We start from the raw sequence: 20,805 nt of genomic DNA, 5'->3' as shown, positions 1-20,805 counted from the left end.
TTTCTCGGATTCAGGGGGCGACATCATTTCGGAATCAGGGGGCGGGTTGCCTCGGAATTTGCAGTGCTAGCGCATTTTGCGCGCATGACGCGCCTTTACGTGCATTTGGCACCCTACCTTCGCACCCTATCGGCGGCGGCTGAGGAAACTGGAGTGCCGGTTCAGCGACCGCTTTTCCTGCATCATGAGAATGACCGCAACACCTATGCGATCCAGGATAGCTATCTGTATGGAAAAGAATTGCTTGTCGCGCCTGTATGGCAGGCCGAGCAGCGCGAACGGACGCTCTACCTGCCGAGCGGCGTGGATTGGATCCATGTGTGGAGTGGCCAAGCGTATTCCGGCGGACAAGAAATCAACATAGTCGCTCCTGTCGGTGCGCCGCCGGTCTTTTATCGCGCTGACGCATCATTTGCCGCGACCTTTGCGACGCTGGCTGAGCTTTAAACAGAAACTAGGTCCGCTTGACCCGGCACATTTCAATCAGTGTCGAAGCAGCTTTGCTGCTGTGCCGTTCCTTGTGTTTCAGAAGTCGGAACTCCCGGACCGGCCGGCAAAAGTCGACCTCGATCAGCTTGCCGGCCTCTATATGCTGTTGAGCGGCGAGACGGGAGACGGCAGCCGCGCACACGCTGTCATCAAGGGCGGCTAAGATTGCCTCATTGGATGGTAACACCATCGCGACCGCTAAATCCTCGACCTTTATACCCAACTCAACCAGCGCGTCTTCGAAAACGGAACGTGTGCCCGAGCCGACCTCGCGCATTACCCATGGTGTCGCGACAAGCTCTTCGCTAGCAAGTTCGCTAGCGCGCGCCCAGGGATGAGATGCGCTGACGACCACCACAAGCTCGTCTTGCGCGACGACGGAAGCGGCGAGCACCGGCTCGTCGATGTCACCTTCCACGAAGCCAACATCAGCCTCGCCGGAAATGACAGCATCGGCGACCGTACGCGTATTGCCAATTGTCAGAGTGAGGTCGATGCCCGGGTGCAACGCATGGAATCTCATGAGGCGGGAAGGGAGCCAGTAACTGGCAATCGTCTGGCTGGCGAACACACTCAACGTTCCGCGCCGCATTCCGCCCAGTTCGCTAAGCACAAGCTCGGCTGCGCGGGCTCTTGAAAGCAACGACTTCGCTTCACCGAGGAAGATTCGCCCAGATTCCGTCAGCTCAATGCGGCGGCCGACGCGGTGAAAAAGCTCTACGCCATAGTGGTGCTCAAGGCTCTTGATCGCCGTGCTGACGGCGGATGGTGTGAGGTTGACTGAGGCCGCTGCCTTGGTCAGATGTTCACGCTCTGCCACCGCGACGAAAATTGCAAGCTGTTCGAAGGTCATGGGAAATCATTCTATTTTCTCGAATGAAATGTAGAAGAATATTCGATGGAAGTCGACGCGATTAGCTGAAAAATCTGGCGGCAATCAAAGAATTCCAGGTGCCCGATGACCCTCCAAAATTACTACAGACACAGTCGCCAGATCGTTCCCGGCTTCCTTGTCTGCACCGCGGTCGCTGCCGCTGCCTATCTGTTCGAGCGCTTGGAACATGCCGTGTTCGGCGTTGGGCTTCTCGAAGCACTTGTCTTTGCGATCGTGATTGGGATCATCACGCGAACGGCCTTGCCCGGCAAAACATCCTGGCAGCCGGGCATCAGTTTCAGCTCCAAGACATTGCTCGAGATCGCCATCGTCCTTCTGGGGGCCTCCTTGAGTTTGGGAACGTTGAGAAGCGCAGGTGCGACGCTGGTCGTCTGCGTCGTGGCAATTGTTGTCATTTCGATCTGCGCCAGCTTCCTCGTTGCCCGCTTTTGCGGATTGTCGAGCCGACTTTCTATGTTGATTGCTTGTGGTAACTCGATCTGCGGCAATTCCGCGATCGTCGCTGTTGCCCCGGTCATCGAAGCGGATTCCGATGAAGTTGCGGCTGCGCTTGCCTTTACCGCGGTTCTAGGTGTCGCCTCGGTTCTAATCCTTCCGCTGGTGTATTTCTATGCGGGCATGTCGGTGACGCAATATGGCGCACTGGCCGGCCTGACGGTCTACGCCGTACCGCAAGTGCTCGCAGCGGCGGCACCTGCGGGCCTGATAGCCGTTCAGACAGGAACGTTGATCAAGCTGCTGCGCGTCTTGATGTTGGGTCCAGTCATCTTCGTCCTTGGAATTCTTCAAAAGGACCGCAGTGACTGTACCCATGCGCAACGCGGTCTCGTTCCGTGGTTCATCATAGGCTTCATCATTGTGGTGATCGCTCGTTCGATGGGGCTAATTCCAGCGACAATCATTCCGTTCTTGCTTACCTTGTCGAGCGTTCTGACAGTCCTTGCAATGGCAGCGTTGGGACTGTCGGTAAATATTCGAACCGTCGCCAGTGCAGGCGGACGCCTCATTCTTGCGGCATCTGCTTCGCTGCTGCTTCTGACAGCAATGAGTTACTGCGGTGTCGTTGCCGTCCTCGCACGTTAGCTGTAGGCTGAAAATCATCGGAACTGAAGTTCCAATAGAACGTTCAAGCGCGCGATCCTTGATCGTGAGCCACTCCCCAGTGGAGGAAAATGTGCGCAGAACTCTCTGCTAGTCAGGACTCTAATGACCAATCTTCGCATCGTGACCAGTCATAAGCACTCCAGAGAGCTGCTGAGTGACACGTCCGACATCGAGCTGCTGCACGCCATTAGCATTGATTTGATCGCGGAGCAGGACAGCCTGGCGCTTTACGGCAAATTGTCGATGCAGCCATCTCCATCACCCGCTCTCAGTTCGGAACCATGCAGGTACTGCGCAGAAACGAAGATGGTGCCGGCAGTGGCCTGCGTCTTCTTACCTCGCGAGGACTGTCGCCGGAAAGCGTGGCATTTTGGGAATGGGTACCGTCAACCGCCCTAAGCAGCTGTACCCAGGCTTTGAAGTTGGGCCGACGTGCGATTATCGAAGACTTTGAGACTTAGCCAGAGATTGTGGGGACGTCGGATTTGCTGGCTTTTCGAAGAGCCGGCATTCGACCTGCGCAGACCACGCCACTCGTTTCGCGAGATGGGACGCTGTCGGGCATGATCTCGACCCACTGGAGCGATTCGCACCAGCACTCGGAACGCGACCTCCGTCTACTGGACATCCTGGCACGGTAGGCTGCCGTCTTCTTGAGCGAACGATGGCCCAGGAAGCGTTGCGATAGCGCGAAAGGGCGCTTGAGACGGGTGTCGCGAAGCTCTGTGAAATGCAGGTGCTGCAGAAGCTTCTTTCCGACGAGCTCGGCCATCGCGCCAAGAACTTTTTCGCGATGGTCACGGCCATTACGTCCCACACCTTGCGGGGCTTAAGCGATCAAGCACAGGTGCAAACCCTGCAACAGCGTTTGATGGCTCTTAGTTCCGCGAACGACATTTTTCTGCAATCGAATTGGAAAGCCGCACTCTTAGGCGATGTAGCGCTGGCAGCTGTGAGCAGCGCTGGTGTGGCGGGACGCATCCACATAGAGGGCCCTGATGTCGAGATCGGTTCAAAGGTTGCGCTGAACGTTACTCTTTTGCTGCATGAGCTGACCACAGACGCTCTCAAGCAGGGGTCGCTGTCGGTTGGTGGTGGAAGCGTAGACCTCACTTGGCGCGTGGAGGGGAAGTACGAGCATGGCGTCTTGCGCCTAACCTGGCGAGAAACCAGAGGTCCGGCTGTTGTCAAACCAGAACGCCGGGGCTTCGGGTCAAGATTGATTAGTGCCGGGCTGGGTGGATCAGGTGACGAGATTGTCGCGTATAATCACACCTGACTGATGTGTGAGACCAGCGCTCGGCTTGTCGAGCTTCGCAGTGCAGAGTAGTCGCAAGCCAAATGGGCCGCGACACTTGTCGAGATGTAGTTGCACTGGGCTGTACTTCTTTTGTTGTGATCATCACTTTTGACGGCGTCCGCGACGGTAGGCTGCAGGGCGCGCCCCGGGCTCACGACGCCATGACGCGTGTCGATGTCATCACACTTTCACGCCTGGAAGGGAGCTGCCCTCACCTTTATCAACAAGCCGACCTCAGTGTGACTGATTTGAACAGATGGCAGCGTTATCGATGGAGAGAAACACGCTTACTGGAAGAATCGATGCTGAGGATCTGGCAGCCGGCAACGGTCAAGGAAGTCGCAGTCGCGTTGCTTGGCCCTTGTGTTTTAGTCCGGGTTTTCCGGCTCCTCTAGGCCCATTTCTCCTCCAACCCGGCAAAAGTTAGATTTTTCGGGATTCTCGGGCGTACTGTTTGACCCAAGCTAGAGCCACCCAAGCCTCGGGGTGGCAAGCATCGACCGATGTGCATCGCTAGAAGTCCGCATGCATCTTCCGGAGACCCATCCGACGGCTGCGGCCGCAACACATAGCGGCCACAAGCGTTTAGCACCGCCCAGCATCAGCCAGCCGGTCCTACTGTAGTGCAAAGTCAGCCTGCGCGCCGATACTCGAACTCAACACCATATCCGTTTGACGTTGTTTTAGGAGCCCGATCATCTAGATGGAATTGGGAAATAAGCTCTCGCAAGCGCCCTGCTTCGTTTGCCAACGTCGATCCTGCAGCATTGGTCTGCTCGACCATCGCAGCGTTTTGCTGCGTCACCTGATCCATTTGATTGACTGCGCTGTTCACCTCGCTCAGGCCCGTCGATTGCTCACGCGCCGATGTCGCGATCGCCTCCATATGCCGGTTGATCGTAACGATGTGCTGTTCGATGGTCTTAAGGGCCTCTCCGGTGTCGCGCACGAGCTTGACGCCGCTCTCGACTTCAGAGGTCGAGTTGCTGATCAGATCCTTGATTTCCTTTGCCGCAGTGGCCGATCTTTGAGCAAGCTCGCGAACCTCTTGCGCAACAACAGCAAAGCCCCTGCCCGCTTCCCCCGCCCGGGCAGCTTCAACGCCTGCGTTAAGCGCAAGAAGGTTGGTCTGGAAAGCAATCTCGTCAATGACACCGATAATGTTTGAAATCTTCGTAGACGAAGTCTCGATGCGCTGCATGGCGTTCACGGCGTCCGCAACTACGCTGCCGGAGTGCGCCGCGCTACGATTGGCTTCGATCGAAATCGTGCGCGCTTCATCGGCACGCTTGCTGGAGTTTGAAACATTGACCGTTATTTGATCCAACGCTGCCGCTGTCTCTTCAAGTGAGGCTGCTTGCTGCTCGGTACGACGAGAGAGATCTTCAGCGCTTTGGCTGATCTCGCGAGAACCGGTATCGATCGATGTCGTAGAGTGCGCGACGGTACGAAGCGTGTTGCGCAACTGAGCGACGGCGCCGTTCAAATCATGTCTTAACGCCTCGAAATCTGGAGCGAACGGATCTGTGAGCTCAAAGGCGAGATCTCCGGCGGCCAAGCGCTTAAGACCTGCTGCCAGACCCGCGGTTGCTTCATTAAGGCGCGCCTGCGCTGCTTCTTCAGCTTCAACACCCAAACGCACACGGTCGCTTTCAGCTTGCGCTCGAGCGGCTTCGGCCTCCGCTTCCAAGCAGCGATTTGCAACCGCGGCCTGTCGAAACACTTCAACGGCAGAGGCCATTGCGCCTATCTCGTCCGCACGACCTGAGAAAGGAATTGCCGATTGAGTGTCGCCGCCAGCTAGTGCAGTCATCGAGGCGGTAATGGTTTGAACCGGCTTTGCGATGCCGACCAATGCAAAGTACGCCGATCCAGCAACGATCGCCGCTGTGGCAGCTAAAACGCTGTACACCACGAACAGGGTGTTGTCATAAGCGACATCCCCTTCAAGAACGGCAGCCTTCCCCTCTTTTTGATTGAAAGCGATAAGTTCCTCGGACTTTGCCGAAATCTGAACTGCCAGCGGGGACATGACATTCATGAACAGCGCACGCGCGTCGGATTGCTTACCGGCGACCGTAAGATCAATCATCTGATGGCCGAGAACAACATACTGCTTTGCAAGAGGGACAAGCGCCGAATAGCTCGCTCGCTCGGCATCCGACGAAATCAGCGGTTCATACGTCTGTAGCGCCGCATCCAGTTCCATTTCTTTCTGCTGAACTGCATCCTTGCCAGAAGCAATCTGCTGAGGTGTCTCGGAAAGCAAAAGATCCTCGAAACCGCCGCGCATCTGAAGACGGGCCAGCTGGATATTCTTGGCCGCCTCGATACTTGGAGCGATGTTGGACGAATAGTTGTCCATCGACGTGTTCAGCACTTTGATACCGTCGATCGCGACGAAAGATGTTACTCCAAAGAGAACGGCAAGCAGGGCAAAGATACCGATGAGGACAGATTTGATGGTGGGGCGTTTCATGACTGTGCTTTCGCAGATTGCGTATCATTAAAAGGAGCAAAGTCATTTTGCTTGCCGGGACCCAGCGCGGCTCATTTCGCGCTTTGTTTTTCGTACGGCCTACCGATCCCTGGAGCAGCAAAAGGGACGTCAACACATTGATTTTTAATTAAATCCGCTCACTCTTTTTCGCATTGCAACCAAATGCAACCATTAGCAACAAAGAAAAGTGGGCCACTCACCCCATTGATTGCATAATTCAACTCTAGACACTCAACCGCTAACATTCGACGTGAGGAGCGGCGCAAGCCGGCCGTGGGCGTGTTCCAACCGCTGTCACTGAAATTGAGCCGTTTTCGGCTTAGCTGCGGATCCATTGTTTTGTAATGGAAACACGATCCTCTCCAGCTTGGTTCGAAGACTGGATGCCTTCAGGCGCCTTTCGCCGCCCGTCTCCCGCGCGAGCGGTGGCAGTAGCAAACAACTCTTCGCGTGAACGGCTTCTAGCTAGCGCTCTGGAGGTCACTGTTCCCCTCGAAGATCACTTTACCGAACGCTCTGCCAATTGGCCCGCATTCCTGGCTCGTGGTCGCTGGCGGCCTCAGCAACGTCATCTCAATCTTCGCTCTTGGTACAGGCAACGTGCCAGCAAGAAAGGTTACCTTGGCCTAGTGACGTCGGTGCGTGAGCCCGTTTGAGATCAGTCTGCCCCATCTTGCACAAGGAAGCCAGGAAGTCGCGTACAGAACCTACTTTCGCCTCCTCCAGTTAAGTAGTTAAAACGGAAATAGGCGCGGTTACTACTGTCCTTAGGCCGGGTCGATTGTCCTCTTCGTCGATATGGCCCTTCAGGCGATCGACGACCGCTGAAAGCATCCGTTTTCCGAAGCCTGATCGGATGCTCAAAGACTTTCCAACGCCACTGTCCGCGACTATCAACCGGAAACTTCCGCGATGTTGCTCCAGCTTTACGGAAACCGGTCCAGGATGGCCTTCGTAGGCGTATTTCTGAACGTTGATGACGAGCTCGGTTAGAAGGAGGCCGACGCTCACGGCCCTGTCCGTCGCGATCAAGATTGGAGCCAGGTCGAGATCGAATTGCCGCCTCCAGTTTTCGTCCATGGTTATCTGAATTTCCGTGACAAGATCACCGAGATAACGGGAGAGGTCGATCAATTCCACGCTGTCATCGCGGTAAAGTCGTCGGTGAACGAGAGCAACGGCATTAAGCCGCTTATCGGCCTCGTCGAGTTGCAGGCGAACGTTTTCGTCGCCGGATGCCTTCGCCTGCAAACGCAAGAATGCGGCAACGAGCTGCAAGCTGTTCTGCACCCGGTGGTTCACTTCCTTCAGCAGGAAGTCCTTCTGCTTTAGAAGGTTCTCGTTCTCCTTTAGCGTCGTCGTCAGTTCGCGATTTAGCTCGCGAATGCGCAGGCTGTTACGGTGCTCGAGCATCAGTTTGACAATGCGGCTTGCCGCTTCGACTTCCCCATGCGTCCAGGGCTTGGATTTGTTTCGCACTTGCTCCGACCAGGCTTCGAACGACGCCCGCGGGTTAAGAATCGCGTGTGAGTCCGCCGGCACCATCTTATGCGGATTGCCAGCCCATTCCAGTACTTGGAGATATTCGGCCCGGAACCACATCAATATCGTAGGTATCTCGGTGGACATTGTCACCGCAAGAAGGCCGCTGCCCTTGTCGGCATAAGCAATGGCTTCGGGAAGACGTGTTGACAAGCTAGCTGTGACAAGAGGCTGCATAGATGCCGGCTGGCGGACAAACTCTGCAATCGTGCGGATGTCGATGTTGTCGGGGCAGTTGCCGTAGGTAAAAAGGTCCTTGCCCTGCACGGCTGCGAAACCATCGGCTCCCAGTAGAGCGGCGAGTTCGCCTCCCGATTTCTCAAAGAATTCTCCAAGACTTCCATCTTCACCGAGCTTAGAAATCGCCGCCTCTTCCTGAGCGCGAAGGCGCAGGCGCTCACGGTAGAGTTCAGCCTCGTCCTTTGCGCGGATCTGACGCGAGAGAGAGCCGGCGATTGCCTGGCAAGCCACACGAATGCCGAGAGGAATTTCGCGCGGCTCGTGGTGATGACAGGCAATCAGCCCCCAAAGGATGCCGTCCTTGATGATGGAGATCGAAGCGGAGGCGGCGACGCCCATGTTCTTCAAGTATTGGATGTGGACCGGCGAAACGCTGCGAAGCGTGGAGTCGCTCAAGTCGAGCACTCTGAGATCTTCGGATGTTGAACGGATCGGCTGGGGCGCGTAATTGACGTCGGGAATAACCCGGACCCGATTGCGAATGTAGAGTGAACGCGCCTGCTTCGGAATGTCGGACGCAGGAAAATGGTGGTTCATGAAACTTGAGGAAGCGTCGTCGAGACTCTCTCCAACCACCACGCCGGCATCGTTGTCGATGAACTGGTAGACCATCACTCGGCCATATCCCGTCAGTTTCCTGAACGTCTTCGCGGCCTGGCGGCACAGGATTTCGATATTGGGCGCACGCTCGAACACGCTGACAGCCTCGTCGAGGTCGAAGAGAAACGCTGCGTCTAGGAGCGCGTCTTGTTTCGCGTCGTCAAGTTCGACGACCAGGTTCCCACCCGATCTGTAGGCGACGGCATTGAGGCCCCCGGTCACACTTTCGATCCGGCCGAGAACCACGACGAAGCCTTCGCGTGCCTTCGCTGCGTTTTCATAACATTTTTCGCCGATGAGATCCGCGAGTCGCTTGCCAGCCCAGTCCTTGGCTAGGCGGCCCTCCACGTTCCCAGCAACCCCAATCACCGCCCCGTCCATCTGATTGGCGATAAGCATGAGACCATGGGGCTGAATGGAGCCTGGGATGTGGATTTGCTCTAGATCGCAGGATGTGAAGTCTGATTTCAAAGAAATGGCGTCGTTCATAAACCGCCTCCTGACGCTGATGCGTTCGACCGCGTACGGAAGGCGTGGACCGGCAGTTCGTCGGAACTTTGCGTTCTCGACGTAACATCCTGTCGGAGGACTGTCGTTTAACAATGACATATCGAGGGGAAATGTACGCTATCGAACAAATATCCTCCGCTTTATGGAACGAAGGCCGTGCCGTTTCATTGTAGCTTGCGCCAGTATCAGTCAGGGACGTCATGACTTCTCGGGAAAATATGAATATGGACGCCCGCGACGCCGGAGAACGGCTTGTTGCAGGACGTATCCGGGAAGATCCTTTTGCAGCTGCCTTTAAAGCGACACGCATTCCTATGATCGTGACCGATCCAAATCAGAACGATAACCCGATCATCTGCTGCAATGCGGCATTCGAACGATTGACTGGTTACTTCAGGGCCGAAAATGAAGAAACCCAACTTATGTTCGCATTCATCAGTATGCGGCCATGAAAAAGTTGATCGATACGAGAGTTGTGTGTGCCGCTCTCGCGGCGCGCTTACGAGCAAAATTCACTCGCGCGTCGATGCCGAAGGTTGCGCCGTCAACGTGCGGATGACCGACCGTCAGGTCGCCGACTGCACCCAGTCCGATGCACTGCTTTACGACCTCGGCGAAGGTGATAGCGCTACGACACCGATGCCATCCTAGCCAACGCGGCCGAGCATAAGGCGTGGGCCAATATTGCGCCGAAGGCAAACCGCAGAGGCTCTTCGGTATTCTCGCGCTGCGTTTATCGACAATGGAACCTTGTCGAAAGGTTCCTCAACAGAGCCAACAAGTTTACTCGGACGCAATCTACGCTGGGGCTAAACGCAGCTCGGGCAATTATTGAGCGGCGGTCCTCGAGAGCCGTTTTAGTGTAGGCGCGAGAACCGTCGAGAACACCGCCGGCTGTTGATAGGCGCGGGCTGAAAGCATCGCGCCGTGGACGCAGGCCATGAAAGCCTCGGCCTCGGCATCTGGCGCGCTCGTAAGGCTCAAGGTGCCGTCTTGTGCGCCCCGCTCCATCACAGAGGTCAGCCACTTTGACACGAACTGAAAGAACGAGGTAACTTCCGTGGCGACTTCCGGAGGCAGTGAGGGCAATTCGCTTGCAAGCAACGCGCAAACGCAGAACGGCCTACTGGTGTCCTCTATGCACTCGGCCCAGTGATCCACGTAGACGTTCAAGAGCTGGCGCGGCTCCGGTACCTTGAGTTCCAGCGCCACAACGCCCTCCTGCGCATCCTTGCGGTAGCGTGACACCAGCGTTCGCACGAGGTCGGCCTTGGTTGAGAAATGGTAAAAGATGCTTGCCTTGCGAATGCCGACGAGCTCTGCGATGTTGGCAAAGCTAAAGCCATTATAACCACCGCTCAAGATGAGGCTCTGCGCGGTAGACAGGATTTTGTCAGATGTCGTCGAAAGATCACTCATGTCAATCTGACTACCTTTCGGTAGCGCGGACTGTCAATTGGTAGCATTCGCCAATACATTTATTTCGTTGCCAGTCTCGTCCACGCAACGAGCCACGCCGAAAAAATCGTATCCATAGCGCCACGCGCGAGTTTCTGGGTGTTTTCATTTACATCATTCGCCTTCTGCGCGTAGCTTCGCCAGAGAAGTGGCCGCCACCTATGCTTGTTCTCAGCAGCGTCATTATGATCGCGTTTGCTGCTATCATGATAGCAGCGGTCATGAGCAGCTGATTTGCAGCCCGTCAGTGCCTCGCCGGGCGCATTGTTGACGGGCCCGCGCTTTGTCTGAAGAACGCCCATCTCTGCGGATTGCGAGATCACACAAGTTTCCATTTGCCAATTAGATAGGATTCCTATATTTAATTATCATGGAAACACCAAAGAACGCCCACTCCGTCAATTCTCGCATTCGTGAAGGCTTATCGCGGGTGGCCGCCGCTTTGCGAGCCGATGAGTGGGAAAGGGCTAAAACACTCGGTCTGAACCCGACGCAGCTTGCAATCCTGGTTCTTCTCGAAGGTAGAGTAGATGGGCTTGGCGTGAAAGAAATTGCCGCTCATCTCGGTGTATCGCAGCCGACGGCGACGGACTCCATCAATGCACTCGAAAAGAAGGGGCATGTCGAAAAACGGACAGGACTTACCGACGGGCGATCGGTCAGCGTGCGTTTGAGCACGAAAGGGGTAACGCTTGTGAGCCAGGAGACCGAGAGCGACATGATCGGCAGGGCCATCGGCGCTCTTGGAGATGCGGCGCAGGAAACTTTGCTGGTGACGCTGGTCACGATGATCCGGGGGTTGCAGGAGGAGAAATCCATTCCCGTCCAGCGCATGTGCGTCACCTGTCGCTATTTCGACCCATTTGCCCATCCTGAGAGCGACAAGCCCCACCACTGTCATTTCGTTGATGCGCCATTCGGCCAGCGGGAACTCCGCGTCGATTGCCGCGAACACGAACAAGCCGATCCCACGTCCCGGGCTGCCACCTGGGACGCATTTCAAGCGGGATAAACGAACGCCTCCAGGCAACAAAGAGAAAGGAAACCATCCATATGTTGAGATCACTTTTGACCGGCACGCTCGTCGTCGCCGGAACGGCGCTGCTATGCCAGTCGACTGCGAGCGCCCACGCAATCAAGGCGAAAGCGAACCAGGCGGTCAACGCCTCGCTCGATATCATCGAAACGAAGATCACGACCAAGGGCGACAAGGTGGTCTTTTCCACCCGCGTTCGCGGCGAGGCCGGCAAAGACAAGCCTGATGCAACCGGCAAGTTCGAAGGTTCGAGCGTTTATGCCTATGTCTGGCCAACCAGCCTCGATAGCAGTGATGTCGGCTTCGAGAAGAAGCAAGGCATCGTCGCACTTGCCGTTACCTTCCACCCGGATTTCGATGATGGCGCAAATGGCACCAAGAACCGTCATGTCTGGCATTCCCATTGGGTCGTCCTTGCCAAGGACAAGGCCTGCGGCGCCGGGCTGAAGGTGGTGGATATCCCGAAGGACACCAAGCCCAAAGTGCCGGCGACCTGGCCGGGCGTTCCACTTCTGATCGACAGCCCGGCTTATCCGACGACCTTCACGGGCGATGAGGTCGACGTCGAGATACCGCTCTCGCTGATTAACGGCATCAAGGGCGCGGCATTTGACGGTGTGACAGCTGGTCTGAAGGTTAACGGCAACCTGCATGCGCCGCTTCTATGCGTCAGCGATGTCTTCAAGGTCGCGTCCGGTGATCTCAGCCTACCGGGCAAGGTCGAACCCGCCAAGTGATGACGTGAAATGCGCGCCGGTTCGTCGACTGCCATCGACGAACCGGCATATTCTCCCCTCCAGGCTATTAGAGAGAAAGAACATGGGCAGTTTTACCCCCGATGCCCCGAACAAGGCAACAGCAACCGAAGGCAGGGCGACACCCAAAGCGCATATCGTGCCGGAGCTTGCCGTCAATGAATGGTTCAACACGGCAGTGCCGTTGACGCTGGCGGGCCTGCGAGACCGTCCCGTCTTTCTTCACAGCTTCCAGCTGCTTTGCCCCGGTTGCGTGTCCGACGCCCTGCCGCAGGTCAAGCGTATCGAAAAGCTGTTTTCTCACACCGACTTGCAGGTAATCGGCCTCCATACAGTTTTCGAACATCATGCCGCGATGTCGCCCGTCACGCTGCGGGCCTTCCTCCACGAATACGGCATCACATCGCCGGTCGGCGTCGATATGGCCGATGGCACCTCGGATATTCCGGTCACGATGCGTCGCTTCGGCCTGCGTGGAACTCCCTCCTCGGTGCTGATCGGCCGGGGCGGTACGCTTCTCCATCATGCCTTCGGCGTCGCGGAGGACATGATTGTGGGCGCTCGGATCGCCATGGCGCTCGCAACCCCCATTCCGGCGCATAATGACCGGTCCGAAGCCGGCTGCGCCGATGGTCGATGCGATATTCCTACAACGACCCGAGAAATGAACAACAAACCATGACAAAAACCGTTCTAGCGCTCCGGCACGTGCATTTCGAAGATCTCGGCCTCTTTGCCGATACTTTGACGGACGCCGGCTATGACATCCGATACAGCGACGTCGGCGATCTCGATTTCTGCGCCGGCGATCCACTTGCGCCCGATCTTCTCGTCATCCTCGGCGGGCCGATCGGGGTTTATGACGATCATTATTCGTTTCTAGAGGCCGAGCGTACCTTCATCCGCACAAGGCTCGAAGGCGGCCTGGCGACACTCGGGATCTGCCTCGGCGCTCAGCTGATTGCGGCAGCCCTCGGCGAAAAGGTGTTCGCGACAGGCTTGAAGGAGATCGGCTTTTCCAAGCTCATGCTGACCGACGACGGAATGTCGAGCCCGTTGAAGCACCTTGAGAACGTCCACGTTCTACATTGGCATGGCGACACCTATAGCCTGCCGTTGGGTGCTGCCAACCTGGCATCCTCTGCCCTGGTCGAGCAGCAGGCATTTTCGATCGGCGAGAACGTGCTCGCCCTGCAGTTTCACCCCGAGGCCGAAACCGATCGGTACCTTGAGCGCTGGCTGGTCGGCCATGCCGCCGAACTCGGATCGGCCGGCATCGATATCGCGGCCTTGCGGCGCGACGCTGCACGATATGGCCCGCCTTTGGCGGCGGCTGCCCGCGCGCTGCTTCGAGAGTGGCTCGCCGGCCTCAAGACGGAACGGGCGATATGACGCCGGCAAACGACATGACCAACCTGCCGGTTCTCAGTCTGCGGATCGGTGCGGTTGCACCGCTCGGCCCGAAAGGCGTTTTGAGCGGCATCGACAAATCGGAGGTCTCAGTACCGCTGCAACTATCGGAGGCCGGCTTCGTCGGCGACATGCAGGGCGACACCGACAGGCATGGCGGCCCGGAAAAGGCAGTCCATCATTATCCTTTCGACCATTATGCTTTCTGGACACGGGAGTTCGGCGAACAGCCGATCCTCGCAAACCCGGGAGCATTCGGCGAAAACATCGCAACGTTGGGCCTAACGGAGGAGGAAGCCGCCATCGGTGACGTCTTCAGGCTGGGCAGTGCCGTCATCGAGATCAGCCAGGGCCGGCAACCCTGCTGGAAGCTGAACGAACGCTTCGCGCAAAGGGCCATGGCCCGCAAAGTCCAGGAGACCGGGCGTACCGGCTGGTATTATCGGGTGATAGAGCCCGGGACCGTCGTCCCTGGCGACCATCTCTCGCTTTTGGAGCGTCGCTCTCCAGAATGGACGCTTGCCCGTATCTGGAGCACGTTCTACGTCAATACGCTCGACCGATCCGAACTTGCAGCCATCGCAGGCCTCAGCCGCCTGGCCTCCGGCTGGCGTGCTCACGCTGCTAAACGACTGGAAAGTGGAAAGGTGGAAGATTGGACGAGACGATTGCAAGGCATTCAGGGGTAGCACATATGGTCGACGCTCTGAAAGATACGAGCTATCGACACTTCTTGATAGATCGACGAGAGTGAAAAAGCGCCAACTTCTCAAATGAAATCGAGCTCACGGCAATTCGGTGACTGAATATTGCCTAAAGGCTGAGGGGCTGCACCCCACCGTCTCTTGGAACTGTGTTGAGAGATGAAAGGCGGAGCTGAAACCGAGCAACCCCGCCACCTCTTTCACCGATTTATCTGTATTGGCGAAGATGTCCTGCGCCCTTCGAATTCGCAGTGAAACCAGGTGCTGCTTGGGCGAGATGCCCGTCTTTTCACGAAAGACGCGCCTGAAGTGCGAATAGCTTACTCCTAGTTCTTCAGCGAGGTCTTCCACGGAAACGCGCTGAGTACACCGCTCCATCAACAACACACGCGCCCGCTCCACGAGCCGGTCGGCCGGCGCCGCTGACGCGAGTTCGCTCTGCTTGGAAAGCAGCGCCAATAATTGCAGGCCGAGCGTTGAGATCAGTGATTGGTTGGAGAGACCTTCTTCAATCGCCAGTCCGTGGATCTTCTCGAACACCTCGGCAAATTCTGGGGTTGAGGGCAACACAGACCGAGCCGGGTCGATCAATCCAGCCGTGCGGGCAAAATCAAAGGCAGTGCTGCGGCATTCGATCCAGTTTTCGGTCCAGCCAAGCTCTGGATCGGGAGCAAAGCGATGCCAGACGCCAGGAAAGAGCAGAACGATTGACCCCGATTGCACGAGTTGGGTGCGACCACGGTGTGAGAATTCGAACAGTCCCTGCCCTTCCGAGATCAGGATCACCTGATACGCCTGCAGGATACGGCCTCGCTTCCAGTCGAAGTGATGATCGTCCGGATGGCGGATCGGCGGGTACTCAGAATGAGGCATGATTTTCGTATGCCCAATAGAGATCGCGGTGCATCCCCAAGCAGAACATAGCCGATTATCGGGCAAATAGAGGGAATAGTTCTGAGCCATGCATCTCGCCAGATGATCATTTTTTGTATGCTTCAGATCATTTTTGAAGAAAAGATCGTGATGTCAACTCCTATCTCTGATGCTACGGTTCACCAAGAGGATGGAGCCGACGGCAAAAGCTGGCGGACCAAGGCGATAGCCAAGCCGTAAGTTTCTGCGGCCGTGGAGGAGATTAGACAGTGTCATCATTCCCGAACGTGGTCGGCGCGAGCCTACCGCAAAGCGCTGTGTTTTGCCGCTTACCGGCGGAGCGCGCATGACGCACCGCAAGCTAAAGGTCGGCCTGTTCGGGATCGGACTGGCAACATACTGGCCGCAGTTCGAAGGCTTGGAGGAACGACTTTCGAGCTATGTCGGCCAGATGGCTGAGAAGCTGGCCCGTCCCGATATCGATGTCGTCAATCTCGGACTGATTGACACCCCCGAAAAAGCATTGGATGCGGGCCACCGCTTCCGTGAGGCGGATGTCGATATTATCTTTCTGCACGTTACGACCTATGCACTGTCGTCCACGGTCCTGCCTGCCGTCCGACGTGCACGCGTTCCTGTCGTGATCCTCAACCTGCAGCCCGAAGCCGCGATCGATTACCGCAGCTTCAATGCCCTCGGCGACCGGACGAAGATGACCGGCGAATGGCTGGCCTACTGCAGCGCTTGCCCGGTGCCGGAGATCGCAAACGTCTTTCGCCGCTCGGGCGTGGCCTTTCATCAGATCACCGGCATGTTGCACGGCGACGCGATCGTTGACCGCGAGATTGCCGACTGGATCGATGCAGCACGTGTCGCTCATGTCATGGCACATAACAGGTTGGGCGTCATGGGTCGCTACTACAACGGCATGCTTGATATATACTCTGACCTGACCGCACACACGGCTGCTTTCGGCACGCATATTGAAATTGTCGAGATTGACGAGTTGGCCCGCCTGAGGCGGGAGACAACGCAAGACGAGCTAGAGGCGTCGCTGGAAGCAATCAAGGATGCATTCGACATCGACCCTGAGTGCGACATTGGCGAATTGAGACGGGCTGCCCGCACAGCGGTTGCACTCAGGAAATTTGTCGACAACAAGGATCTCGGCTCTCTTGCCTATTACTATGAATCGACGCCCGGCCATGAGTACGAGGACGTGATCACCTCGGTGATCGTCGGCTGCTCAATTCTGACGGCCAACGGTGTCCCGGTGGCCGGCGAGTATGAGGTGAAGAACGTCCAGGCGATGAAGATCTTGGACAGCTTTGGTGCTGGCGGATCGTTTACCGAATACTACGCCATGGACTTCCTGGAAGACGTTGTACTGATGGGACATGATGGGCCCGGTCATATCAAGGTTGCGCAAGGAAAGACCAAGATCAAACCGCTCAAGGTTTATCATGGCAAGGTTGGATCCGGCGTCAGCGTCGAGATGTCCGTCAAGCATGGTCCGGTGACGCTTCTTTCCGTGATCGAGCGAGACGGACGGATCGTTCTGCTTTGCGCCGAAGGGCAGTCTGTGTCAGGGCCGGTGCTGGAGATCGGCAACACCAACAGCCGCTATCGGTTCGATATCGGCGCGCGCCGTTTCGTCGAAGACTGGAATGCGCAGGGACCGGCGCACCATTGCGCCGTTGGCGTCGGGCATATCGCTACAAAAATTAATAAGCTCGGCAAGCTTCTCGATCTTGAAGTGGTCCAGGTTTGCTGAGGACGGCGAAAGACGACGATACGGTACAGACCGCCATATAGAGTTCAACAGGGTGAGGAGGACCCGAAAATGCCAATGAAAAATATAAGGAAGCTTGCGCTAAGAGGCCAATGGCTTCTGGTCACCGCCGCCATGGCACTCGCCGGCCAGGTGGCAAATTCGGCGGAAGTTCATCTGGACGCCCCGGCGCCGACGCCGCCGGCCGAAGTCGCCAAATTCGAACCGATTGCTCCCGGCAGCGCCAAGGGGCTGACCCTCGGTTTCACGCAGCTTGTCCTCGGCGTTCCCTTCACGGATGCGCTGCAGCGCGGCATGGAAAAGGCGTCCGAGACCGCCGGCTTCAAGCTTGTAACCTGCGATTCCAAGATGGATGCGGCAACCGCGCTCGCCTGTGTGCGCCAATTCAAGACGCAAAATGTCGATGGCCTCATCACCTTCCAGGCAGATGCAGCCGCCGCCGCCAATATCTGCGCCGAAGGTCCTAAGGTTCCGGTTATCGCGATCGATATCCAGCAGAAGCCTTGCGAAACAGCTTTCGTCGGTGCGGCTAATTCTTATGCCGGCGAGATCGTCGGCCACGAACTGGGCATGTATTTCGCGAAGAACTCGAATTGCCAATACGATGCGTTTATCTCGCTGGAATCCACCGCCGTGGGCGTCGTCAACGACCAGCGCATGGGCGGCATCCGCAAGGCGTTCGAAGCGGTGTGCGGGCCAGTCCAGAACCTGCGCATCATCGACACTGGCGCTGGGGGTCAGGCAGACGCCGCACAGCGACAGTTTACCGATACGCTGACCGCCTTGCCGGGCGCCGGCAAGATTATCACTGTCGGTATCAATGAGGATGTGATCACCGCAGCGCTTGCCGCAGCTCGCACGCAGGGTCGCAACCAGGACCTCTACCTCGGTGTTCAGAACTTCGATCCCGACAATTGCCAGATCTGGACAGCTCCGCACTTCATAGCCACGGCTGCCTACTTCCCCGAGCGCTATGCAGAGCTGATCGTACCGAACCTGGTAAAAGCCATCAAGGGCGAGAAGATCAATAGCCAGATCCTGGTGCCGCACGAGCTGATCACGCCTGACAATGTCAGCAAGGTCTACCCGGAGTACGCCTGCAAATGACGAAGGACTTCCTTGCCGTCCGCGGCATCCGGAAATCGTTCGGCCCGGTCGAGGTTCTGCATGGCGTGGACCTCGATCTCGCCGGCGGCACGATAACAGCGCTTCTTGGGGAAAATGGCGCCGGGAAGTCTACCTTCGTGCGCATTCTGGCCGGAGACCACCGGCCAGACGAAGGAACGATAGCGGTGGATGGCAAGGCGTCATCTTTCCATAGCGTCAGCGATGCAAGACAAGCTGGCATAAGGCTGATTGCCCAGGAGATCGCAGACGCACCTACTCTCACGGTTGCCGAGAACATCGTTCTCGGCGCCTGGCCAACCAAAGGCGGGCTCATCGATCGACGCGCGATGCAGCAGATGGCACGAGAGGCACTTGACCTTCTCGGCGCTGAACTGCCGCTAAAGGCGAAGGTCGCAAACCTTCGCCTCGGCGAGCGCCAAATCATCGAGATCGCCCGCGCGACGATTGGCGCATCGAAATGCATCATTTTCGACGAGGCGACGGCAGCACTCTCGGACGCGGAAGCGCGCAAACTCTTCCAGTTGATCCGGCGCCTGGCCGAACGCGGCGCGGCTGTTCTTTACATTACCCACCGCCTCGACGAGGTCTTTGCACTCGCAGACCGGGTCTGCGTTCTGCGCGATGGCCGTGTTTCATTGGATCGCCCAACCGTCCAGGTCAATCAGGAGCAGGTGATCGAGGCGATGGTGGGACGGGCAGTTGCCCATGCCCGTCATTTGCTCGTCACCCCCACTTTGGCGACCAACCCGGTACTGGAGGTCGCTCATCTCGGCTCGGATGCTTTTTCGGATATCTCGTTCACGCTGAGACCCGGAGAGGTTCTCGGCATGTACGGCAAGGTCGGCTCTGGGGTTCAGGAGCTCTCAGCGTCCCTGGTTGGCGCGCGACCATTCGACAGCGGCACGCTTTTCGTCGACGGACGCCCAAAGCACTTCCGGCACCCCGCCGAGGCGATCGCCGCCTCGATCGGCCATTTGCCGGCTGACCGCGCCAGTGAAGGACTGCTGCGCACCATGACATTGGCGGAAAACCTTTCGGCACCGAGTTGGTCGAGATTGGCCAGGCACGGAATACTGAGCGGCGAGCGGCTGAGTTCCGCCTATGCCCGATGGCATCGTGAACTTCGCGTGAAAGCGGATCCCTCCGGCAATCAGACCATTACCGAGCTGTCTGGCGGCAATCAGCAGAAGGTTCTTCTCGGTCGTTGGCTTGAGGCGGGCTCTAGAATCCTCGTACTCACAGAACCGACGCGTGGTGTTGATGTCGGCGCCCGCCAGGAGATCTACCGCGTTCTCGCTGAACTGGCGGCCAAAGGCCACGCAATCATTATCGCGACCTCCGACTACGAAGACATCAATGCAGTGGCCAGCCGGGCACTGATCCTGGTCCGCGGACAGATGGTCGCGGAAATACCCCACGAGAAAATTTCGACTGAAACCCTGACCGAAGCCGCGGGAGGCGGTGTCCATGCATGACAATCTGCATTCCAAGGCGATGACGGCCATGACAGATATCGATCCAAGCCGCGATAAAACACCGCTCTGGAGAAGGGCTCCGGAATCGGCGGCGCTGCTCGCTTTCCTCTTGGCAGAGATTGTCTTCTTCTCGCTCAACTCGCCATACTTTCTGACCTGGGGCAATTGGGTCAATGTCATCACTGCCCTTTCGATCACCGGCGTTCTCGCCGCCGGTGGAACGATGTTGCTTATTGCCGGTCAATTCGATCTATCGGTAGGCAGTGGCGTCGCCTTCGTCGCGCTGGTGATGGCGCTGACGGCAGACAGTATTGGGGTTGTACCGGCGAGCGCGCTCGCCTTGCTCGTCGGCATGGCTATCGGGGTCATCAACGGCTTCCTCGTTACCAAGATCGGCGTCAATGCGCTGATCACGACACTTGGGACCCTTGCGATCTTCCGAGGGCTGACCCAATCGATCGGTGGTGGCAAGAACCTGCTGATATCGAATTTCGACTGGGCAATCTGGCGACCGTTCCTCAACATCCCGGTTTCCGCACTCGTCTTTGTGCTGGTGGCCATAGTCGTCGGGATAGTTCTGAAACGCACAGTCTTCGGCCGGTCCATCTATGCAATCGGGGCCAATGAGAACGCTGCCCGCTTGGTCGGCATCAAAACGAAGCGCGTGGTGTTCCTGAGCTTTTTTCTATCTGGCGCCTTCATAGGTCTCGGCGGGCTCATGAGCGCCTCGCAGCTTGGATCGACGTCCGGCACGACCGGTCTCGGCCTGGAGCTTGCCGTCGTCACGGCGGTCATTCTTGGGGGAACTTCGTTGAAGGGCGGGACCGGCACGATGTTTGGCACAGTCATTGGCCTGCTGATTGTTGGCGTCTTGAACAATGGACTGACGCTGATGAACATCAATTCCTCCTGGCAGCAGGCCGCTACCGGCATCCTGCTCATTCTCGCCGTTTCCTTCGACCAGCTTCGTCAGCGTCTCGTCGGGGGGCGTTGA

Annotated in this window: 16 protein-coding genes and 3 pseudogenes; 14 read left to right on the top strand and 5 right to left on the bottom strand. The window is 57.3% G+C overall.

The genetic code is table 11. The annotated features are described in order from the left end of the window. Positions 1 to 63: 63 nt before the first annotated feature. Positions 64 to 447: pseudogene (locus QTL96_RS28790) on the top strand (alpha-glucosidase); the annotation flags it as partial. 7 nt (positions 448 to 454) lie between these two features. On the opposite strand, the gene QTL96_RS28785 reads toward QTL96_RS28790, so the two are convergent. Beyond that, positions 455 to 1,342, bottom strand: coding sequence for a LysR family transcriptional regulator (locus QTL96_RS28785; protein WP_289730131.1), 888 nt, complete (start codon positions 1,340 to 1,342; stop codon positions 455 to 457). Positions 1,343 to 1,447: 105 nt separating this feature from the next. On the opposite strand from QTL96_RS28785, the gene QTL96_RS28780 reads away from it, so the two are divergent. Both QTL96_RS28780 and QTL96_RS28775 read left to right on the top strand, forming a co-directional pair. After that, on the top strand, positions 1,448 to 2,467 hold the full coding sequence (locus QTL96_RS28780) for a putative sulfate exporter family transporter (protein WP_289730130.1): 1,020 nt from the start codon (positions 1,448 to 1,450) through the stop codon (positions 2,465 to 2,467). A 751-nt stretch (positions 2,468 to 3,218) separates the two neighbouring features. After that, complete coding sequence (locus QTL96_RS28775; protein ID WP_289730129.1) at positions 3,219 to 3,767, top strand: sensor histidine kinase; 549 nt, start codon at positions 3,219 to 3,221, stop codon at positions 3,765 to 3,767. Between the two features lie 652 nt (positions 3,768 to 4,419). On the opposite strand, the gene QTL96_RS28770 is transcribed toward QTL96_RS28775, so the two are convergent. Both QTL96_RS28770 and QTL96_RS28765 read right to left on the bottom strand, forming a co-directional pair. Continuing rightward, positions 4,420 to 6,267 carry a HAMP domain-containing methyl-accepting chemotaxis protein gene (locus tag QTL96_RS28770; RefSeq protein ID WP_289730128.1) on the bottom strand — a complete coding sequence of 616 codons (1,848 nt, stop codon included), beginning with the start codon at positions 6,265 to 6,267 and terminating at the stop codon, positions 4,420 to 4,422. A 747-nt stretch (positions 6,268 to 7,014) separates the two neighbouring features. Further along, positions 7,015 to 9,159 (bottom strand): histidine kinase dimerization/phosphoacceptor domain -containing protein, encoded by a 2,145-nt coding sequence (locus QTL96_RS28765; protein ID WP_289730127.1) that lies wholly within the window; start codon positions 9,157 to 9,159, stop codon positions 7,015 to 7,017. Between the two features lie 221 nt (positions 9,160 to 9,380). Here QTL96_RS28765 and QTL96_RS28760 point away from each other — a divergent pair. Next, positions 9,381 to 9,572 (top strand): annotated as a pseudogene (locus QTL96_RS28760) (histidine kinase); the annotation flags it as partial. Between the two features lie 55 nt (positions 9,573 to 9,627). After that, positions 9,628 to 9,965: pseudogene (locus QTL96_RS28755) on the top strand (IS5/IS1182 family transposase); the annotation flags it as partial. Positions 9,966 to 10,008: 43 nt separating this feature from the next. Here the strand turns inward: QTL96_RS28755 and QTL96_RS28750 are convergent. Beyond that, positions 10,009 to 10,599, bottom strand: coding sequence for a TetR/AcrR family transcriptional regulator (locus tag QTL96_RS28750; protein WP_289730126.1), 591 nt, complete (start codon positions 10,597 to 10,599; stop codon positions 10,009 to 10,011). Positions 10,600 to 11,008: 409 nt separating this feature from the next. Here QTL96_RS28750 and QTL96_RS28745 point away from each other — a divergent pair, with 409 nt between their 5' ends. Genes QTL96_RS28745 through QTL96_RS28725 form a run of 5 tightly spaced genes read left to right on the top strand, consistent with a single transcriptional unit; the run spans position 11,009 to position 14,528 of the window. Then, positions 11,009 to 11,650, top strand: a complete 642-nt coding sequence (locus QTL96_RS28745) for a MarR family winged helix-turn-helix transcriptional regulator (RefSeq protein ID WP_289730125.1) — start codon at positions 11,009 to 11,011, stop codon at positions 11,648 to 11,650. Positions 11,651 to 11,691: 41 nt separating this feature from the next. After that, a complete protein-coding gene (locus QTL96_RS28740; RefSeq protein ID WP_289730124.1) occupies positions 11,692 to 12,411 on the top strand; it encodes a hypothetical protein in 720 nt (239 codons plus the stop codon). Next, complete coding sequence (locus QTL96_RS28735) at positions 12,326 to 13,111, top strand: TlpA family protein disulfide reductase (RefSeq protein ID WP_354669154.1); 786 nt, start codon at positions 12,326 to 12,328, stop codon at positions 13,109 to 13,111. Before QTL96_RS28740 ends, QTL96_RS28735 begins: the two co-directional genes overlap by 86 nt. Next, entirely contained in the window at positions 13,108 to 13,821 is a 714-nt protein-coding gene (locus QTL96_RS28730; protein WP_289730123.1) for a glutamine amidotransferase, read from the top strand. The genes QTL96_RS28735 and QTL96_RS28730 overlap by 4 nt, the downstream gene beginning before the upstream one ends. A gap of 14 nt (positions 13,822 to 13,835) precedes the next feature. After that, positions 13,836 to 14,528 (top strand): MOSC domain-containing protein, encoded by a 693-nt coding sequence (locus QTL96_RS28725; protein WP_289730177.1) that lies wholly within the window; start codon positions 13,836 to 13,838, stop codon positions 14,526 to 14,528. 96 nt (positions 14,529 to 14,624) lie between these two features. On the opposite strand, the gene QTL96_RS28720 is transcribed toward QTL96_RS28725, so the two are convergent. Further along, positions 14,625 to 15,506 carry an AraC family transcriptional regulator gene (locus QTL96_RS28720; RefSeq protein WP_289730122.1) on the bottom strand — a complete coding sequence of 294 codons (882 nt, stop codon included), beginning with the start codon at positions 15,504 to 15,506 and terminating at the stop codon, positions 14,625 to 14,627. Between the two features lie 256 nt (positions 15,507 to 15,762). On the opposite strand from QTL96_RS28720, the gene QTL96_RS28715 reads away from it, so the two are divergent. From QTL96_RS28715 to QTL96_RS28700, 4 genes are all read left to right on the top strand, one after another. Then, complete coding sequence (locus QTL96_RS28715; RefSeq protein ID WP_289730121.1) at positions 15,763 to 17,190, top strand: arabinose isomerase; 1,428 nt, start codon at positions 15,763 to 15,765, stop codon at positions 17,188 to 17,190. Between the two features lie 75 nt (positions 17,191 to 17,265). Continuing rightward, complete coding sequence (locus tag QTL96_RS28710) at positions 17,266 to 18,315, top strand: sugar ABC transporter substrate-binding protein (protein WP_289730120.1); 1,050 nt, start codon at positions 17,266 to 17,268, stop codon at positions 18,313 to 18,315. Beyond that, the gene (locus tag QTL96_RS28705; RefSeq protein WP_289730119.1) at positions 18,312 to 19,811 is read left to right on the top strand and encodes a sugar ABC transporter ATP-binding protein; all 1,500 of its coding nucleotides are present in this window, start codon (positions 18,312 to 18,314) and stop codon (positions 19,809 to 19,811) included. Before QTL96_RS28710 ends, QTL96_RS28705 begins: the two co-directional genes overlap by 4 nt. Further along, positions 19,804 to 20,805: an ABC transporter permease gene (locus QTL96_RS28700; RefSeq protein WP_289730118.1), complete on the top strand. Its 1,002-nt coding sequence runs from the start codon at positions 19,804 to 19,806 to the stop codon at positions 20,803 to 20,805. Before QTL96_RS28705 ends, QTL96_RS28700 begins: the two co-directional genes overlap by 8 nt.

Source organism: Rhizobium sp. S163 (genome assembly GCF_030380805.1).
In the GTDB taxonomy this organism is placed as follows: domain Bacteria; phylum Pseudomonadota; class Alphaproteobacteria; order Rhizobiales; family Rhizobiaceae; genus Rhizobium.
The sequence above is the reverse complement of the archived record's forward strand: the minus strand, read 5'-3'. Positions and strand labels throughout refer to the sequence as shown.

Coding starts and splice junctions, on each gene's coding strand:
- QTL96_RS28785 (WP_289730131.1), bottom strand. CDS start 1,342: ATGACCTTCGAACAGCTTGCAATTTTCGTCGCGGTGGCAGAGCGTGAA.
- QTL96_RS28780 (WP_289730130.1), top strand. CDS start 1,448: ATGACCCTCCAAAATTACTACAGACACAGTCGCCAGATCGTTCCCGGC.
- QTL96_RS28775 (WP_289730129.1), top strand. CDS start 3,219: ATGCAGGTGCTGCAGAAGCTTCTTTCCGACGAGCTCGGCCATCGCGCC.
- QTL96_RS28770 (WP_289730128.1), bottom strand. CDS start 6,267: ATGAAACGCCCCACCATCAAATCTGTCCTCATCGGTATCTTTGCCCTG.
- QTL96_RS28765 (WP_289730127.1), bottom strand. CDS start 9,159: ATGAACGACGCCATTTCTTTGAAATCAGACTTCACATCCTGCGATCTA.
- QTL96_RS28750 (WP_289730126.1), bottom strand. CDS start 10,599: ATGAGTGATCTTTCGACGACATCTGACAAAATCCTGTCTACCGCGCAG.
- QTL96_RS28745 (WP_289730125.1), top strand. CDS start 11,009: ATGGAAACACCAAAGAACGCCCACTCCGTCAATTCTCGCATTCGTGAA.
- QTL96_RS28740 (WP_289730124.1), top strand. CDS start 11,692: ATGTTGAGATCACTTTTGACCGGCACGCTCGTCGTCGCCGGAACGGCG.
- QTL96_RS28735 (WP_354669154.1), top strand. CDS start 12,326: ATGCGCCGCTTCTATGCGTCAGCGATGTCTTCAAGGTCGCGTCCGGTG.
- QTL96_RS28730 (WP_289730123.1), top strand. CDS start 13,108: ATGACAAAAACCGTTCTAGCGCTCCGGCACGTGCATTTCGAAGATCTC.
- QTL96_RS28725 (WP_289730177.1), top strand. CDS start 13,836: ATGACCAACCTGCCGGTTCTCAGTCTGCGGATCGGTGCGGTTGCACCG.
- QTL96_RS28720 (WP_289730122.1), bottom strand. CDS start 15,506: ATGGCTCAGAACTATTCCCTCTATTTGCCCGATAATCGGCTATGTTCT.
- QTL96_RS28715 (WP_289730121.1), top strand. CDS start 15,763: ATGACGCACCGCAAGCTAAAGGTCGGCCTGTTCGGGATCGGACTGGCA.
- QTL96_RS28710 (WP_289730120.1), top strand. CDS start 17,266: ATGAAAAATATAAGGAAGCTTGCGCTAAGAGGCCAATGGCTTCTGGTC.
- QTL96_RS28705 (WP_289730119.1), top strand. CDS start 18,312: ATGACGAAGGACTTCCTTGCCGTCCGCGGCATCCGGAAATCGTTCGGC.
- QTL96_RS28700 (WP_289730118.1), top strand. CDS start 19,804: ATGCATGACAATCTGCATTCCAAGGCGATGACGGCCATGACAGATATC.